Raw genomic sequence first — 17,848 nt, 5'->3', positions numbered from 1 at the left:
CAGTAATTTACTGGCTCCATCGCCTATAAAACCAACACGTTTTGTCCTATAACCCCTAAAAGACCACCCCGAAATGGGTGGTCTTTCTATGTTCTACATAATTATGCGAATTAGTTATCTTTAGCAATCAATTTGATAATGTCACGACGAGACAAGATACCAATCAAATGGTAATCCTTATCTACAACAGGAACATTTTTCAAATGTTGATCAAGCATAACAGATACAATTTCCTCTACATCTTTATCCGGTGTAGTTGTAATGACTTCGTCGGTCATCAACTCATGAACGTGAGATGCTAACAATTTTTTGAATTGTGCATTATATTCGCCAATGCCATTGTAATAAATACTAGCGCCCAACACATTTACATAGTGAGGTACATGAGGGCGAACTTTTTTATAAAGCAAATCACCTTCAGAAATAATACCTAATAATTTATTGTTGTCATCCACTACGGAAACAGCTGTTAAATTATATTTTACCAATAAGTCAGCCACATCAGAAATCGGCGCATCCTTGCCAACAGTAACAGGGTATTTATTCATTACTTCTTGAATTTTCATAGTGAATTCCTCCTTACAAATACATCTTGCTTTATTATACTATTCGACATAGCATAATAAAACTCCTTTTTTATAAGAATATTATATAAATAATTTATAAGTCTATTACCAATGATATGGTTCGTTACGATTAATCTTAGAGGCTCTATAAATTTGCTCTACTAGCAATAAGCGTACCATTTGATGGGTAAAGGTCATTGGGCTAAAGGATAATTTATAATTCACGGACTTGCGCAACTCATCGCTTACACCAAAAGCACCGCCAACGATGAACGCCATATCACTTATACCATCGACTTCTAGTTTAGCTATTGTTTTGGCCAAGTCTTCAGAGGACATCGTTTTACCATACACATCTAACAACACGGTATAAGCATTCTTTGGAACAGCTTTTAATAAACGTTCCCCTTCTTCTACAACGACTTGTTTTCGATCTGCATCACTCGGCTTATCCCCAATTTTACTTTCATTTAGTTCAGTAATGGTAATCCCACCATAAGGTCGCATCCGTTTCACAAACTCTGCTACCCCATCGCGCAAGTAAGCGTCTTTTAACTTGCCGATACAAACTACATAAAATCTCATACTCTACCTCTTTACGGATTGCATAGACACAATTTCATTAGGTTGTCCATGTTGCAACTTCATTTCCGGTCCAATGCGAACGCCACTATCTACGAGCATTTTCCCAATCGTTTGGGTAACAAGGACGGCATTATTATTGTTTTCAGAACGATGGGCCAGAATAACTTGCATGAAATCAGGTCGATTCATCATGAGCAAAGCTCGGGCAGCCATTTCATTACTCAAATGGCCTTCATCACCAGCCACACGTTGTTTCAAAAATGGTTGATAAGGACCGAATCTTAACATATGAGGATCATAATTTGCTTCCAGTACTAACAATGTCGTGTCATCCATACGACGTAAGATACTTTCAGAAATCACACCCGTATCAGTAACGACAGTGGCCTTATCATTTCCTGCATACACATTAATACCAATCGGATCAGCCGCATCATGACTAACGCCAAAAGATTCGACCACAAGGTTACCAAGAGAGAGGCTACCCTTAGTCAATTCGATTAATTGGTTCTTTGGCACAATTAACTTATCTTGAATTTCACGCCATGTCCCTTGTTTCGTATATACAGGAATATCAAAACGTTTCAATAGTTGTTGTAGTCCCGCAATATGATCACTATGTTCATGACTGATAAATATGCCCTCTACCTGTGCCATATCGATATGCAATTCTTTTAATCCATTTACGATGCGCCGACAGCTAATGCCTACATCGTGCAATATGACGGAGTTCCCTTTTTTTATTACTGTACAATTGCCCTTACTACCACTAGCAAGGACATGGACCTCCAACGGTGAGGATTCACTCATCAAAACACTCCATATACTTAATCATAATTCTTTACATATTTTTGTGAAAGTCAGTGACTTAGTTATTCAATATAACTATTGTATTAACTTATGTAACCGTAAACTATCATTACTTGCTTTCAGATAAGTCAGTCAAACGATCTACAAAGTAAGCCATATTAGACTCGATATCCGGACCTCTACGGAACATATCGCCCCCAACGAGGAACATTGTATCATTACCGTATAACTTAACAAGTTCATTCAATCGTACATCTGTTACACCACCACCAGGTGCTGGACACGCAGCCTTCATCAAGACTATCGGTTGTTTAATATAATTGGATATCCGCTTACACTGTTCCTCAGTGAAAGTAAAACGTCCACCATAGGATACAAAAATCGGCATATCTGCACCAAAGATACGAGGCAACAAGCCTAATTGTAGATAATCAGCTATACCAGATGTGCCAGGACTTACGAATCCACCTGAATAAGCGGGATGATGAATAATGGGCAATCGTAAATTTTCATCACTAGCTAGTTTATGTAGCCAACCAAACCCAACCAGTCCTGAAGCCACCATAAGGGCCGTTGCGCCAGCTTCCTTAGCAAAATAAGCACGTTCTATTACATCTGTACCATCGCCAGATACATTAGCTGCATATAAGGTATGTGTGCCATGTTTATCATTCATTTCGCGCACTATAGCAGCACATCGCTTTACCCGATCTTTAAATTGAGAGAATGACTGATTAGAAATACCATGGTCATCCTTAATGACATCTGCCCCACCACGTGTATAAGCACCACACATACGAGCTAGCTCTTCATTAGGTGTCCCCATAGGTTTTACAACGGCTTGAATCATAGGACGCGTTGGTGTTTCCACTAGTTGGCGAATCCCATGCAAACCAAAACGTGGTCCTTTAAACACATCGTAAAGAGTTGGGCATAATTCAACATCCACCACCCAAATATGAGGTTGTAAGGACGAGTTTCCAAAGACAACATTTAAAAATTGCGTTGCTTCTAAGGCAGTAGTATCTACAAGATATGAAATACGAGCCACATAATAGCGAGATATATCAATTACAGCATTTGGCATGACACCAACATTAACATATGCAGAATCTTGTTCCATCGGTTCAAGAGATTCTAATCGACCAGTAATAGTTCCTTTAATATATGGATCTGTAACAAACTCATAAGGAAACTCTATGGTTTGTTCTACTTGAACAGCCCACGCAATAGCTTTTGCCTCTTCATATGAACTTGCTTCTATTCGATACGTAACTATAAATCGCTCGTCTTTCATAATGCGTCTCCTTTGCAATAATATTATTTAATTATATACCAAAGTAGTGCTTCATTCCATACAAAAAAGGCCTCACTCTAAAACTAGAGCGAGGCCTTTTTGAAAGAGTGATAACATGTATATAGATTTTTTACCTATACGAACAAGGTTTCTACCGTGAGAGACAATACATGTAATCATATGAGAATTAATTGACTTAACTATATCTTATTGATAGAAATGTTTAGGATAACCTTTGAATCGTGTGAAGTGACGATACTTACGTGCTGCACGGTTAGGTTCGTTAACAGTTTTGTAACCAAAGCCATTGAATACTACATTCAATAAAACGGCTACAATACTACCAGCTGTGATACCAGATTTCAAAAGAATTTGTGCCCAAGCTGGGAAGTGTGCATAGATTTGAGGTGCTGCCAATGGAATCATGGATACCCCAATACTAATTGCTACAAGCATTAAGTTATAGTTGCCATCGAAGCTAACTTTACCAAGGGAACGAATACCACTGGCAATAATCATACCAAACATAGCAATCCCTGCACCACCTAATACTGCATTAGGGATACTAGCTACAACAGCTGCTAATTTAGGGAAAAGACCTAATAAAATCAAAATTACACCGGATGCTGCTACAACGAAGCGGCTTTTTACGCGTGTTACAGCGATAAGGCCTACGTTTTGAGCGAATGCTGTGTAAGGGAAACTATTAAGCACACCACCGATAAGAGTGGATAAGCCATCGGCACGAAGCACTGCAGCTAACTCTTTTTGACCGATAGGTTTATCTACGATTTCACCAACAGCAATACTATCACCAGTTGTTTCTACCATAACTACAAGCATTACAATAATCATAGAGATGATAGAAGCAAAATCAAAGGTTGGAAGGCCAAAGTAGAACGGTGTTACAACGGAAACCCATTGAGAACGACCTACTTCAGAGAAGTCTGTAATACCACAAATCATAGCAAGAGCAGTACCGAGGATAAGACCTACCAAGATAGCCAGATTACCTAGGAACCCTTTACCAAATCGATATGTTAAAATAACGAGAATAAATGTAGCTACACCAAGAGCTATGTATAGTGGATCGCCGAAGTTTTTGTTACCTACGCCCCCACCCATCCAGTTAACTGCTACTGGCATCAAGTTGATACCGATAATAGTAATGATGGTACCTGTTACTACAGGTGGGAATAAACGGATTAAGCGACTAAAGAATGGTGCTACCAAGAATGTAAATATACCAGCCACGATAATAGCACCATAAATCGTATTAATATCATGCTGTTGGCCAATCAGAATCATCGGCCCTACAGAAGCAAATGTTACACCTTGAATAAGAGGAATACGACCACCAACAGGACCAAAACCTAATGTTTGTATCAATGTGGCTACACCACATGTGAACAAATCGGCTGTGATCAAACGAATTAAATCCTCAATTGGCAAATGCATGGCTTGCGCAATAATGATTGGTACCGCTACGGCACCAGCATACATGGCCAACACGTGCTGTAAACCATAAGCAAATAATTGCGGGATTGGCAGCATACCATCTACATGGTTGACACCAGATACACCTTTACTCATAAGAATCACCTCATATCTTACGTTTTAGTTACTAGTAAATAATATAGTCATACTATCGTACTTGATAGAGTTTAAAAATCTCATAGACTTCACGTGGGAACCTTGATGGCCAGGGGCTAATGCCCCTAACCACTAAGCAAATATTCTATTTTTTATAACCTGTATGTTGAATCGGCAAGGACCTACGTGGTTCTCCGTCGATACGACGATACGCATTTGCAATGGCTGGTGCAATTGGGATACTGGAGATTTCACCAATACCTTTAGCGCCGTATGCATATTGTTCAGGTGTCCCTTTTTCAATAAGACTTACTTGAATTGGTGGACATTGTGTAGCTCTAAGAAGACCTAGAGTACCATATTTAGCTGTTACATAACCATCTTTATAAGGGAAGTCTTCTGTAACCGCATAGCCCATACCCATGATGGCACCACCTTCAGCTTGACCAGAGCAAGATTGAGGATTAACTACACGACCTACATCGTATGCTACATGTAGTTCAGCAATTTTATTATCTTCCCCAATTCTAGCTACACATGCACCATAACCATAAGCAACATGATTTTTTGGATGTGGTTTATCAGCGTTGAATGGATCTGTTTCACCAAGGAATTCTTCATAAATCTCTACACCATTCAATTCTTCTAAGGTCTTAGTTTCTAACATTTCTTTCAAGCGAAGACTTGCTTTACGCGTTGCTTCACCAGTGAACACTGTTTGACGAGATGCAGTAGTTGTACCAGAGTCTGGAGTGCGTACTGTATCAGGGCGCTCTACAAATACTTTATCAGCTGTTAAACCAGTTGTTTCACATAGTACTTGAGTAGCCATAGTAGCCATACCTTGACCGATACAAGCTGCGCCAGTACGGATACGAACTTTACCATCCCGTACTTCTAAGATAACGCGACCAGTATCAGGTAAGCCTACACCGATACCACTGTTTTTCAAACATACTGCAAGGCCTGTGCGGTCAGATGCATAGTATGCATCTTTTACTGCTTCCAAGCATTCTGCTAATGCAGTTTCTTCAGAGCAAATTTGACCATTTGGTAAAGAATCACCAGGACGAACAACGTTTTTATAACGGAATTCCCATGGATCCATACCTACCAATGCAGCTAATTCATCAATATTTTGTTCTTGACCAAAGATAGTTTGTGTTACACCGAACCCACGGAATGCACCACCAGGAACAGTATTTGTATAAACGCAAATACCATCAAAGGCAAAGTTATCAAATTTGTAAGGACCACAAGAGTGTGTACCAGCACGTTGAAGTACTGGACCACCTAAGGATGCATAGGCACCACAGTTAGATACGATGTTTACCTTACTTGCCACCAAGTTGCCTTCTGCATCACAAGCAGTAGTAATATCCATTTCCATCGCATGGCGCTTAGGGTGAATATTAAGGCTTTCTTGACGGGAGAAGAGAACCTTAGTTGGTTTACCTGTAAGCCAAGCTACAAGAGATGCATGATGTTGTACACTCATGTCCTCTTTACCACCAAAGCCGCCACCTACGAGCATACTATGAACTTTTACAGATTCCTCAGGAATGCCAAGCATACGAGATACTTCATGGCGATCATCATAAACATTTTGGCTACCGGAATGTAAATGAATTACATCGCCTTCACGATATGCCACAGCACATTCAGGCTCCATGAACGCATGGTCTGTTTGAGGTGTGGAATAGTGATTTGTTACTACAAATGCAGCCTCTGCAATAGCCTTATCTACATCGCCGCGAGATAATGTTTGACGAGACAATACATTTCCGTTTGGATGTAGCTGAGGTGCATCTGGTTTCAATGCTTCTAATGGGTCTACTACAGGCTCTAACTCAGTATAATCAACTTCAACGAGAGCAAGAACTTCATCTAAGTATTTTTTCTCAGTTGTCGCTACTAGTGCAATAGCATCACCGACATAACGAGTGATATCGCCTTCTGCAATGAGCACATCCCAGTCTGGTACCAAGTGACCAGTCTTATTGAATGGAACATCTTTAGCAGTTAAAGCCGTTACACATTTAGGATGTGCAAGTGCTTTAGAAACATCAACGCGATCAACTCTAGCGCGAGGATATTTAGAGCGCAATGCTTTAGCATAAATCATGCCATCCATATGTATATCATCAGCGTATTGTCCAGTACCTAGTGCTTTTTCCTCTGCATCTACACGGTGTAAACGAGCACCTACATTACCAGTTGTATCCTTTTCAGGAACTGGTAAGTTCTCACGGAACATTTTTGCTGCCAGCATAATGCCTTCTTCAATTTTTACATAGCCTGTACAACGACAAATGTTGCCTAAAATAGCTTTTTTTACATCATCAGGTGTAGGGTCATTATTTTCATCAATCAAAACTTTTGCACTAATAATCATACCTGGGATACAGAAACCACACTGCACCGCTCCGCATTCACCAAAAGCATAGGTGTATACCGCTTTTTCCCGTTCAGACAGTCCCTCAATTGTTACAACCGATTTACCATCTAATTGGGATAATTTAGTTACACAAGCCTTTGCTTTTTTTCCGTCTATAATTACTGTACACGTACCACAAGCACCAGCACTACAGCCTTCTTTAGTGCCCGTCAATTTCAAATCAGCTCTCAAGAAATCAATTAAACGTTGATCCTCTTGAACCTCATGTTGGGTGCCATTCACTTGAAAGCGGTACATATATAGCCCTCCTTTCATTAAGGAATACATTCACCAAGATATGATTCTATTAAGGATCCATCTTGTACCACATGGTGACCTCTAAGGATTACATCTCGAACTTTACCTGTTACAGATATGCCCTCATAAGGTATATAGTCTGCCTTTGTATGGGCGGATTCTTTCGAAAGCACATGCTCAATGCGCTTATCAACAATTGTAATATCCCCATCGCTACCAACGGCTAACGTGCCCTTCTTAGGATACATACCGTAAAGCTTTGCAGGATTTTCACTAACTAATTTCATAAAATCTACAGCGCTCATATTGCATTGATTTACCAATACATCATAAGCTACGATTCCTCGTTCCTCAGCACCTGGAATACCACCAGGTATACGAGTAAAATCATATCGACTTTTTAGTTTTTGATCATCAAAAGTAAAGCTACAATGATCAGACCCAATCGTTTGGAATATACCGTTTACTAAGGCATCCTTTAATGCCATTTGATCCTGAATTGTTCTCAGAGGTGGGCTCATCACATATTTAACACCTTCAAAATCAGGTAAGTTATATCGTGATTCATCGAGTACTAAATATTGTGGACATGTTTCACAAGTCACTTTATGCCCTAAGTTTCGTTCCCGAACAACCTCTTCTAGGCCCTCTTTAGAACTTATATGAACAATATGTACAGGATAGTCTAATGCAGCACCGATTGTACTAAAGCGCTTAATCGCTTCCGATTCAATCATGGCAGGTCTTGTGAGTGGATGATTGCTTACATCTAGTTCACCACGTTTACGTTTATCAGCTACGAGCGCATCAATAAGATCACCATTTTCACAGTGTGCTCCAACGAGAGCTCCTGTAGGTTTGATTGCCTCTATAGCATCATAAATTTCTCGATCTGTTAAACGGAAGCCATACGCTAAATACACTTTAAAAGATGATACACCAGCCTCTACGACCTTCGGTATCTCACGAGCTACATTTTCATTCATTTCTACAAGTTCCATATGGAATTTATAGTCACAGGAGCAATGCCCTGCGGCACGCTCCTTATGAACCTCTAAGCCTTTACAAAGGGAGCCTTCCTCAGGAGAAGCAAAATTGATAATTGAAGTAGTCCCGCCAAGGATAGCAGCCTTTGTGCCACTATCAAAATCATCCGCAGTAGACGCTAAGGCATTTGTCATCTGAAAGTGTGTGTGTGGATCTATGAATCCAGGGAACACATAGCAACCTTTTGCATCAATTACTTTAGCTCCTTCTGGAACAGGAACGTGTTCATCGATGGCGACAATTTTGTCGCCATCGATTAATAAATCTCCGGTAAGGATTCGATCAGTTAAGACCAAGTCCCCTTGTTGTATGATAATCATGATACATAGTACACATGCTCTTTACAGAAGGCATGTACAACTCCTTTCAATTCTTCAGGTAATGCATCAATGTCACATACGGCTTCTTCACCTTTGAAGCGGTAACCACAGCTAGTGCCTGTGATGTAGAAACCATCATTTGTACTATCTGCTAAAGCTTCAGCATTGTGGAAGAATGTAATGCGATCCTTGTATGGTTGACAAGGTTCTACGCAATGACATGCACAGTTACCACACTCATTACAGCTTTGATCTACATGGACAATCAATTTAGCATCATTTACAGTAACGACTTCATTACATCTGTTAGGACATACGCGAACGCAAGCACCACATACTACGCGGCAGTGGTAGTCAGAGCTACGTGTACTAGGGAAGGATGGCATTGCTTCACGTTTTTTCTTCATTGCATCGCTTTTCTTGAATACTTTATTTTCAGCGATGTCTTTAGCAAGTGCTGCGATAAGTTCTTTATGAACTTTTAATGCAGCATTATAATCAGTAGATTCAACTTCATCTGCCAAAGCTTTGAAAGTATTGTAACCTTCGCCTTGGAGAAGTATTGTACATACTGTTACAGGCCAGATACCACAATCAAAGATGGCTTTAATGTTTTGTTTTACAGCGCCACCACTGTAAGACATTGGTAAACGTTCACCGAATTGAGCACTTAAAAGCTCAGCTACACCAATTGTTACAGGTAACAAGGATTTACCAGACATGTACATTTGCTCGCCTGGCAATTCATTGTTATGAATTTGTACAGGGAATGTATTTGTCAATTTAACGCCAAAGATCTTGTTGTGTTTTTCACCAAGAGCGATAAGACGTTCTAACATTGGAACAGCTTTATCGAATTGAAGGTCAACTTCGAATTGATGATCTTCAAAGTCAATATATTCAAAGCCAGCATTATCTAACAACTCTCTAATGCGTTTTGGACCTAACAATGTAGGGTTGCATTTCAAGTATAGATGAAGACCTTTTTCACTGATAAGGTAAGAACAAATGGATTCTATTTCTTCAGCTGGGCAACCGTGCATTGTGGACAATGTGATTGCTTGGCAAAGTTCATCGCTAATGGAGTTGATGAATTCAGCATCGATATGTTCAAATTCATCTACATGATCAAGACACCATTGTTTGCATTCATCCCACATAGGAGATTGAGATGCGCTGCGCATTGTGTTGATGAATTTATCAACCATTGGGCTCTTAATACCAGCCAAGTTGTAACCAACACTCATAATGAATAAGAAGCCATCTGGATCGCCTAAGCCTAATTCTTTAGAGATTAATTTTAATGCGAACCAAGCTTTGATGTATTCATCAGCAGCTTCATCACAGCTATATTCAGAAGACCACTCTACGTTATATGCTTCGTCTACAGAGTAGATACAAGGTCTAGGAATACCTAATTCTTCACCGTACATAATTTGTACAGTTTTTAATTCGATGCAACGAGCACCAGCTACATAAGATGCCACAATGTTTTGTGCCAACTGTGTATTAGGGCCAGCTGCAGGACCTACAGGGTTTTCAATGGATTTACCAAAGATAGATAAGCGTTGATCATGATTCGTACGATGAATTTTATTTACATTGTAAATACGATTGTACATCTTGTACTCAGTCATAATGTGGTTCATCAAATTTCCGAAACTTACCGGATACATAATGTCACTCATAATGTCACACTCCTTTAAAGCGCTTGCGTTATGGGTTTAGTCGTTTCCATAAACCTTTAGATGTTGCTAAAACTTCATTCATTACTTCAGCTTTGTCGATGCCTTGTAACTTACGATCGATCATACGTGGTACACCATCACTAATAGTTGTTACCACATACATACCATTAGCACCGAATAATAAGTGACCATTGATGTTATTTTCATCAAGTGGCGTTGGTGCTGCGTAATCAAGAACGATTACGTCAGCGGCGGCACCTTTTTTTAGGATGCCAACTGTAGTATCGAAGAATTCATTCGCCATTTTACGGTTGTTTTCAAATAGCATATGAGGAACTTCGCCCCAACCTACATATGGTTTATGTTGCTCATGTTTTACAAGGCAGTTTGCCACTTTGTAAGATTCGAGCATATCATTTGTATAACCATCTGTACCTAGACCAACTGTGATACCTGCACCTAATAGTTTTAAGATATCTGTTGTGCCTACTGCATTACCCATGTTACTTTCTGGATTATGTACAACCTTAGCTTGAGATTCTTTCAATAATTCCACATCTTGATCAGTTACATGTACGCAGTGACCTGCAATACTCTTAGGACCTAAAATTCCTGCCTCTACAAGTCGTCTCACAGGTGTCATGCCATATTTTTCTTTACTATCTGCCACATCTTCAGGGCCTTCGGCAACATGAACGTGATAACCTAACTTGTCTTCATTTTGTGCTTTTACATAATCTAATGTTTCAGAACTTAACGTGAAGGATGCATGTAAACCCATCATAGCAGCGAGTCTAGATGGATCTTTTTTCGCTTCTTTACCAAAACGCACATTTTCTGCAACAGCTGCTTTCATTTGGTCAACACCGTTACGATCAGAGACTTCATAGCATAAACAAGAACGAACACCGAACTGTTTAGCTACATCAGCAATTACAGATAAACTATTAGCAGTTTCACCATAGCTTGCATGATGATCGAAGATAGTAGTAACGCCGTTTTCTATACATCCTAAATATGTAAGTAATGCACTAGCTTTCACATCTGGAGCTGTCAATTTATTATCTAAATAGAACCAGAGTCCTTCTAAAATTTCACCAAAGTTAGTTGGTGCTGGACCAGGCAAGGATAAGCCGCGTGCAAGAGCAGAGTAAATATGATGATGTGCATTTATAAAGCCTGGCATAATCAAACCGCCATGAGCATCAATAATTTCTGCATCTTTATATTGTTTGCATAATTCATCATATGTACCAATATCTATAATCTGAGTTCCGTCAATAACAACAGCACCATCATAAATGATAGGTCTATCAGTATCGCGAGTAATTACAGTACCTTTTCCTAATATAATCATAGGGCACCTCCCCAACGAAACGTTGGATGCATACTTATAAATCCATATATTATTATAATACGATACGCGTACCTGTTTTTCCTGCTATACCATCCTTAGATTTTTCTAATAATGTAATAATGGAAACACGGCCTTTTTTAGATTCTGCAAAGGCAATAGCTGCTTCTACCTTAGGTTTCATAGAGCCTTCTGCAAATTCGCCTGCTGCTGCATATTTTTTCGCATCTGCCACGGTTATTTCATCTAGCCATTTTTCATTTTCTTTACCAAAATTAATGGCAACCTTTTCAACAGCGGTTAATATAACAAGTACATCTGCATCAATTTCTTGTGCTAATAGGCTACTAGTCCAGTCTTTATCAATAACGGCTGCTGCACCATGAAGTTCATTACCTTCTCTAGTTACAGGAATACCGCCACCACCACAAGCAACGATTAATTGTTTCCCTACCAAGCCTTTAATCGCTTCAATTTCGATAATTTCCTGAGGTGCTGGAGATGCTACTACACGGCGATATCCGCGACCAGAATCTTCTTTTACAACGTAATCGTAATTTTTTTCTGCGTATTCAGCTTCTTCTTTAGTCATAAAGTGACCGATTGGTTTTGTTGGATTTTGGAATCCAGGGTCATTTTGGTCAACTAATACTTGCGTAACCATTGTCATGGTTGGCAAATGTTCAATACCACGATTTAACAACTCTTCGTGAAGGGCATTTTGTAAGTCATACCCGATATATGCTTGGCTCATAGCCACACATACGGACAATGGTGTATTTGGTTGGCCTTCTACTTCACGTGTCAATGCAGCCATCGCATTGTTGATCATACCAATTTGAGGACCATTGCCATGAGTTACTACCACATCACAATCAGCTTCTACTAAATCAATAATCGTTTTAGCTGTACTTTTTACTGCAATTTTTTGTTCCGGAAGGGAATTACCTAATGCATTCCCACCTAACGCTACTACAACTCTTTTTTTCATGTTATGCCTCATAACAAACTATTAAGAATAAAAAGGGGCCATCAACACGGATGGCCCCTAAAGTTTACTTTACGGTTGAACTCGATCAGTTCCCTTCCGTTCTAATTCTTTTAAGGTTTCTACAGGATTCTTAAATTTGCTTAAGAAGATCATAGCTGCAATAACATATGGTTTGTAGCTTGCTTCTTTATAAAGAGGTACGCGATAGCGATCGAATACTGTTGCGTCTACTTCGCCTTCTTCACAACTTACACCTGTAATATCTGCTGGTAAGCAATGTAAGTAAAGAGCTTTACCGTCTTTAGTGAGACTCATCATCTCTTCAGTACATGCCCAATCTTTATGTTTACCATTTTCTTCAAGAAGAACTTTTTCTAATGCTTTAATGCCTTCATGGTCGTTTTCGCCATACAATTTCGTACGTTTTTCCATCGCACCAAATGGAGCCCAGCTCTTAGGATATACGATATCTGCATCTTTGAAAGCATCCTTCATATCGTTAGTTCTACGGAAGGAACCGCCGCTTTCTTCAGCTTGTTTCTTAGCAATTTCTTCAACTTCTGGCATTACTTCATAGCCTTCAGGATGTGCTAATACAACTTCCATACCTAAACGAGTGAATAAACCAATAGCACCTTGAGGTACGGATAAAGGTTTACCATAAGATGGAGAGTAAGCCCAAGTCATAGCAATTTTTTTGCCTTTAAGATTTTCTACACCACCGAATTCTTTGATGATATGAGCCGCATCAGCCATGATTTGTGTTGGATGGTCGATATCACATTGTAAGTTTACAAGTGTAGGACGTTGTTCTAATACGCCATCTTCATGACCTTCTTTAACTGCATCAGATACTTGATGCATGTAAGCATTACCTTTACCGATGTACATATCATCACGGATACCGATAACGTCAGCCATGAAGGAGATCATATTCGCTGTTTCACGAACTGTTTCACCGTGAGCAATTTGGGATTTACCTTCATCCAAATCTTGCACTTCAAGACCTAACAAGTTACACGCAGAAGCGAAGGAGAAACGAGTTCTTGTAGAATTATCGCGGAATAAAGAAATACCAAGGCCACTGTCGAATACTTTAGTGGAGATATTGCGTTCTCTAAGAGCGCGTAATGCATCTGCTACTGCCCAAACACCTTTTAATTCATCTTCAGATTTTTCCCATGTAAGGAAGAAATCTTCGCCGTACATTTTGCTAACGTCTAAGTCTTTTAAAGTTTCAATACTTTTATTGAAGTCTGTCATCTGTAAGTCCTCTCTTTCAATTCCCTAAAGGGCTACTTAGGATCTAACTTTATACGGTACCTCACCCAATGGTGAGGTACCATATTAAATTTGTAGTTATGAACTATGTTCTAGTGATTTTCGTTTTAAAGAGATCTAATTCAATGTATATGATATTAGTCTTTGCAGTATACGGATGGTAATAATGCATATACAGCTGCACATGTTACAAGGTCTTGTTTCCATGTGATTTCGTTAGGAGCATGTGCTTGTGCTTCTGCGCCAGGACCGAAGCCGATGCAAGGGATTCCATTACGGCCCATGATGGAAACACCATTTGTGGAGAATGTCCATTTATCAGTCAATGGACGAGCTTTACGCATTTCAACAGTATCTTCAGCGCCGATACGTTCGTTACCATACAAGCTAGTGTATGCTTCTTCCAAAGCTTCTGTTACTTTGTGATCTTTAGGAATTACCCAAGTTGGGAAGTAACATTCGATTGGATATGTTAAACCAGTCCAGGATGGACGAGCATATTCATACATGGATACTTTCGCACCATATTCTTTAACATGTGGTAAAGCTTCGATTTCTGCCAAGCAGGATTGCCATGTTTCGCCAGCTGTCATACGACGGTCCAAGGAAACGGCGCAAGAGTCAGCTACTGCACAACGGCTTGGAGAAGTGTAGAAGATTTGGGAAGTAGTTACAGTACCGCGACCTAAGAAGCGAGCTTCTTCGTAGTGGTCAGGGTTGAATTTAGGGTCAAGCATTTTTACAAGACCTTTAATTTTTGTGCTTTCATCAGCAGAGTTAGCATTCAACTCACGGATGTCTTGAAGAATGTCTGCCATTTTGTAAATTGCGTTGTCACCGCGTTCAGGAGCGGAGCCATGGCAAGATACGCCTTGTACATCTACGCGGATTTCCATACGGCCACGTTGACCACGGTAGATACCGCCGTCAGTAGGTTCAGTGGATACTACGAATTCAGGACGAATATTACGTTCTTTAATCATGTATTCCCAGCAAAGACCATCGCAGTCTTCTTCTTGTACTGTACCTACAACAAGTACGCGATATTTATCACTTAAAAGACCTAAGTCTTTCATGATTTTAGCGCCGTATACAGCGGATACGATACCACCTAATTGGTCGGATACACCACGACCACCGATTTTAGTTTCATCTTCAAAACCTTCATAAGGATCAAAATTCCAGTTATCGCGGTTGCCAATACCTACTGTATCGATATGAGCGTCGAAGGCAATAAGAGTTTTACCAGTACCCATGTAACCAAGAATGTTACCCATTGGATCTACTTCAACTTCGTCGAAGCCAAGATCTTTCATTTCTTTTTCAATGCGTTGAACGTGTTCTTTTTCTTCTGCACTTTCACCAGGGAATGCTACGATTTCACGTAAGAACTTGGTCATCGCTGGTCCATAAGTTGCTGCTGCTTGTTTAATTGCTTGTAAATCCATAATTAATGCCTCCTAACGATCTTCACCATACCACATAATGTTTTTATATCTTTCAGGGTCTGTATCACCTTCAGTGGAGAAGCAGAGCACCTTTGAAGACGCATCTAATTCTAATTCCTTGCGTAAGTCTTCATATTCTGGCATTGTCATAATTGCCGTTACAAGACCTAGTGGAACCGCACCAGATTCACCTGTAGTGATTGGTGTATCACCTTTAATCGGTGCACCACCAACGCGCATACCAAGTCTTGCTACCCAATCAGGAGCAGATACGAATACATCCGCATGGTTTCTCAAAATATCCCAAGAAACTGTATTTGGTTCACCACATGCAAGTCCAGCCATGATTGTTTCTAAATCACCCTCAACGATACGAGGATTACCATCATCAGCTACAGCCCCTTTATATAAGCAAGCTGCTGCTTCAGCTTCTACAACCACTAATTTAGGTTTCTTAGTTGCATTGCTGTATAAATTAGTGAAATAACCTACTACAGCACCTGCTAGGGAACCTACACCAGCTTGTACAAATACATGAGTTGGTACCTTACAGTTTTCAGATTCTAACTGATTTGCCGTTTCCATAGCCATTGTGCCATAGCCTTGCATGATCCAGTTTGGAATTTCTTCATAACCTTCCCATGCTGTATCTTGAACTACAACACCATTTGGAACTTCTTTAGATTTTTTAGTTGCTAACCGTACACATTCATCGTAGTTGAATTCTTCGATCGTTACGGTAGCACCTTCATTTTCAATTTGTTTTCTACGATATTCTGTAGATCCTTTAGGCATGAACACTACTGCTTTTTGACCTAATTTATTAGCTGCCCAGGCTACGCCACGTCCGTGGTTACCATCAGTAGCTGTAAAGAATGTAGCTTGTCCGAATTCTTCTTTTAATTGTGGAGAAGTTAATACATCATATGGTACATCTTCAACATTTTTACCAGTTTGTTGAGCTACATATTTTGCCATTGCATAAGAGCCGCCTAATACCTTAAACGCATTTAAGCCAAAGCGGTAAGATTCATCTTTTACAAAGAGAGAATTAACACCGATATAATCTGCTAATTTTTCTAGCGATACTAGTGGAGTTACACTATACTGTGGAAAACTTTCATGAAATGCTTTAGCTTTCTTAATTTCTCTAACATCCATAACGGACAAAAACTTGTCACTAGATGGTGCCATCGTATTACGTTTCCACTGAATTCGGTCCATATTTGCCTCCTAGGATTCTTCCTTTACAGTATTTAAATCACTATAAAGAGTAAACTTAGAAATATTGAAATACTCCGCAATCTTTTCTGAAGATTTAGAGATAAGAAAAGCCCCTTTTTCATTTAAGTAGCTAATAGCTTTTAGTCGCTCTACTTTATTCATGAGTGGGCCAGGTTTGCCAACTAAGCGTTCTGCTTCTAGTAGTAAATCATCTAATAGTTCCGATACACTTGTAGTAATTTTTTCAACAGTGCCAGTCTCATCTTGACCTATCCCTATAAGACTTTCAAGTGATCGATGCATCATAACAAACTCTGTGATATCTTGATTAATTCCTAATAGGTATTCAATATTGCCATTATCATCACGGATATACATGGTAGAAGATTTTAATATCCGTCCATCCTTAGTTTTTGTTAGATACCCAAATCTACCTTCACTACCATCATCATAGTTGAGTACATCTAAAACCACATGTGATGGACCATCACCAACATGACGATTCGTTATCGTACCATTTTCTATATATACAAGTGATGTATCGAGATCTCTTTGTAAGTCATGTATTAGTACTTCACAAGATGGTCCGAATTGTATGGCCAATCCATGGGCTATTACTTTTAGCCGTTCCAATGTACTCATTGAGATAACCTCCCTCTCATCGGTATCGGTTAACTTTATGGTCTAAATAACTTCAGTCCGCTTACATAGTTAGCATTATGAGAACAATTCTAACTATTTTTGTATCAACCTAATTTTTTGTTAGGTTCCTTACTTAAATTATAGGTCTATGTACACGAAAATGCAACGCTATTATGCATTAAAGTTATTTATAAATATACAGATACATACATCCATTGTTACAAACATATACACTCCCTGTGATTTCCATCACATAAACCGGCTGTTATAAAAATTTTTAATGACCTTTGTGCTATCACATCTATAT

Annotated in this window: 14 protein-coding genes; all 14 read right to left on the bottom strand. The window is 39.4% G+C overall.

The features are described from left to right. Window positions 1-110: 110 nt before the first annotated feature. The 14 genes from QZ334_RS03160 to QZ334_RS03095 all read right to left on the bottom strand — a co-directional run bounded on the left by QZ334_RS03160 (window position 111) and on the right by QZ334_RS03095 (window position 17,541). Window positions 111-566, bottom strand: a complete 456-nt coding sequence (locus tag QZ334_RS03160; RefSeq protein ID WP_024065467.1) for a CBS domain-containing protein — start codon at window positions 564-566, stop codon at window positions 111-113. Between the two features lie 105 nt (window positions 567-671). Further along, complete coding sequence (rlmH, locus tag QZ334_RS03155; protein ID WP_295204434.1) at window positions 672-1,151, bottom strand: 23S rRNA (pseudouridine(1915)-N(3))-methyltransferase RlmH; 480 nt, start codon at window positions 1,149-1,151, stop codon at window positions 672-674. 3 nt (window positions 1,152-1,154) lie between these two features. Then, window positions 1,155-1,961 (bottom strand): MBL fold metallo-hydrolase, encoded by an 807-nt coding sequence (locus QZ334_RS03150; RefSeq protein WP_295204433.1) that lies wholly within the window; start codon window positions 1,959-1,961, stop codon window positions 1,155-1,157. Between the two features lie 109 nt (window positions 1,962-2,070). After that, complete coding sequence (locus tag QZ334_RS03145) at window positions 2,071-3,258, bottom strand: RuBisCO large subunit C-terminal-like domain-containing protein (RefSeq protein ID WP_295231831.1); 1,188 nt, start codon at window positions 3,256-3,258, stop codon at window positions 2,071-2,073. A 207-nt stretch (window positions 3,259-3,465) separates the two neighbouring features. Then, on the bottom strand, window positions 3,466-4,851 hold the full coding sequence (locus QZ334_RS03140; RefSeq protein ID WP_105094091.1) for a nucleobase:cation symporter-2 family protein: 1,386 nt from the start codon (window positions 4,849-4,851) through the stop codon (window positions 3,466-3,468). A 145-nt stretch (window positions 4,852-4,996) separates the two neighbouring features. Beyond that, window positions 4,997-7,546 (bottom strand): selenium-dependent xanthine dehydrogenase, encoded by a 2,550-nt coding sequence (xdh, locus tag QZ334_RS03135; protein ID WP_295231829.1) that lies wholly within the window; start codon window positions 7,544-7,546, stop codon window positions 4,997-4,999. A 17-nt stretch (window positions 7,547-7,563) separates the two neighbouring features. Then, window positions 7,564-8,913 carry a dihydropyrimidinase gene (gene hydA / locus QZ334_RS03130; RefSeq protein WP_295231826.1) on the bottom strand — a complete coding sequence of 450 codons (1,350 nt, stop codon included), beginning with the start codon at window positions 8,911-8,913 and terminating at the stop codon, window positions 7,564-7,566. After that, complete coding sequence (locus QZ334_RS03125) at window positions 8,910-10,601, bottom strand: selenate reductase (protein ID WP_295231824.1); 1,692 nt, start codon at window positions 10,599-10,601, stop codon at window positions 8,910-8,912. The genes hydA and QZ334_RS03125 overlap by 4 nt, the downstream gene beginning before the upstream one ends. 28 nt (window positions 10,602-10,629) lie before the next feature. Beyond that, window positions 10,630-11,958 (bottom strand): putative aminohydrolase SsnA, encoded by a 1,329-nt coding sequence (ssnA, locus tag QZ334_RS03120; RefSeq protein WP_105094095.1) that lies wholly within the window; start codon window positions 11,956-11,958, stop codon window positions 10,630-10,632. Between the two features lie 52 nt (window positions 11,959-12,010). After that, window positions 12,011-12,946, bottom strand: a complete 936-nt coding sequence (gene arcC, locus QZ334_RS03115; RefSeq protein WP_105085932.1) for a carbamate kinase — start codon at window positions 12,944-12,946, stop codon at window positions 12,011-12,013. A gap of 69 nt (window positions 12,947-13,015) precedes the next feature. Beyond that, complete coding sequence (gene ygeW / locus QZ334_RS03110; protein WP_024065750.1) at window positions 13,016-14,209, bottom strand: knotted carbamoyltransferase YgeW; 1,194 nt, start codon at window positions 14,207-14,209, stop codon at window positions 13,016-13,018. Window positions 14,210-14,364: 155 nt separating this feature from the next. Then, on the bottom strand, window positions 14,365-15,675 hold the full coding sequence (locus tag QZ334_RS03105; protein WP_295204422.1) for a YgeY family selenium metabolism-linked hydrolase: 1,311 nt from the start codon (window positions 15,673-15,675) through the stop codon (window positions 14,365-14,367). 12 nt (window positions 15,676-15,687) lie between these two features. Then, the gene (gene dpaL / locus QZ334_RS03100; RefSeq protein WP_024065752.1) at window positions 15,688-16,899 is read right to left on the bottom strand and encodes a diaminopropionate ammonia-lyase; all 1,212 of its coding nucleotides are present in this window, start codon (window positions 16,897-16,899) and stop codon (window positions 15,688-15,690) included. A gap of 9 nt (window positions 16,900-16,908) precedes the next feature. Further along, window positions 16,909-17,541, bottom strand: coding sequence for a helix-turn-helix transcriptional regulator (locus tag QZ334_RS03095; RefSeq protein ID WP_295231818.1), 633 nt, complete (start codon window positions 17,539-17,541; stop codon window positions 16,909-16,911). Window positions 17,542-17,848 lie beyond the last annotated feature (307 nt).

The organism is Veillonella sp., from assembly GCF_019414865.1.
Classification (GTDB): domain Bacteria; phylum Bacillota; class Negativicutes; order Veillonellales; family Veillonellaceae; genus Veillonella.
This window is presented reverse-complemented; position numbering and strand designations above follow the sequence as displayed.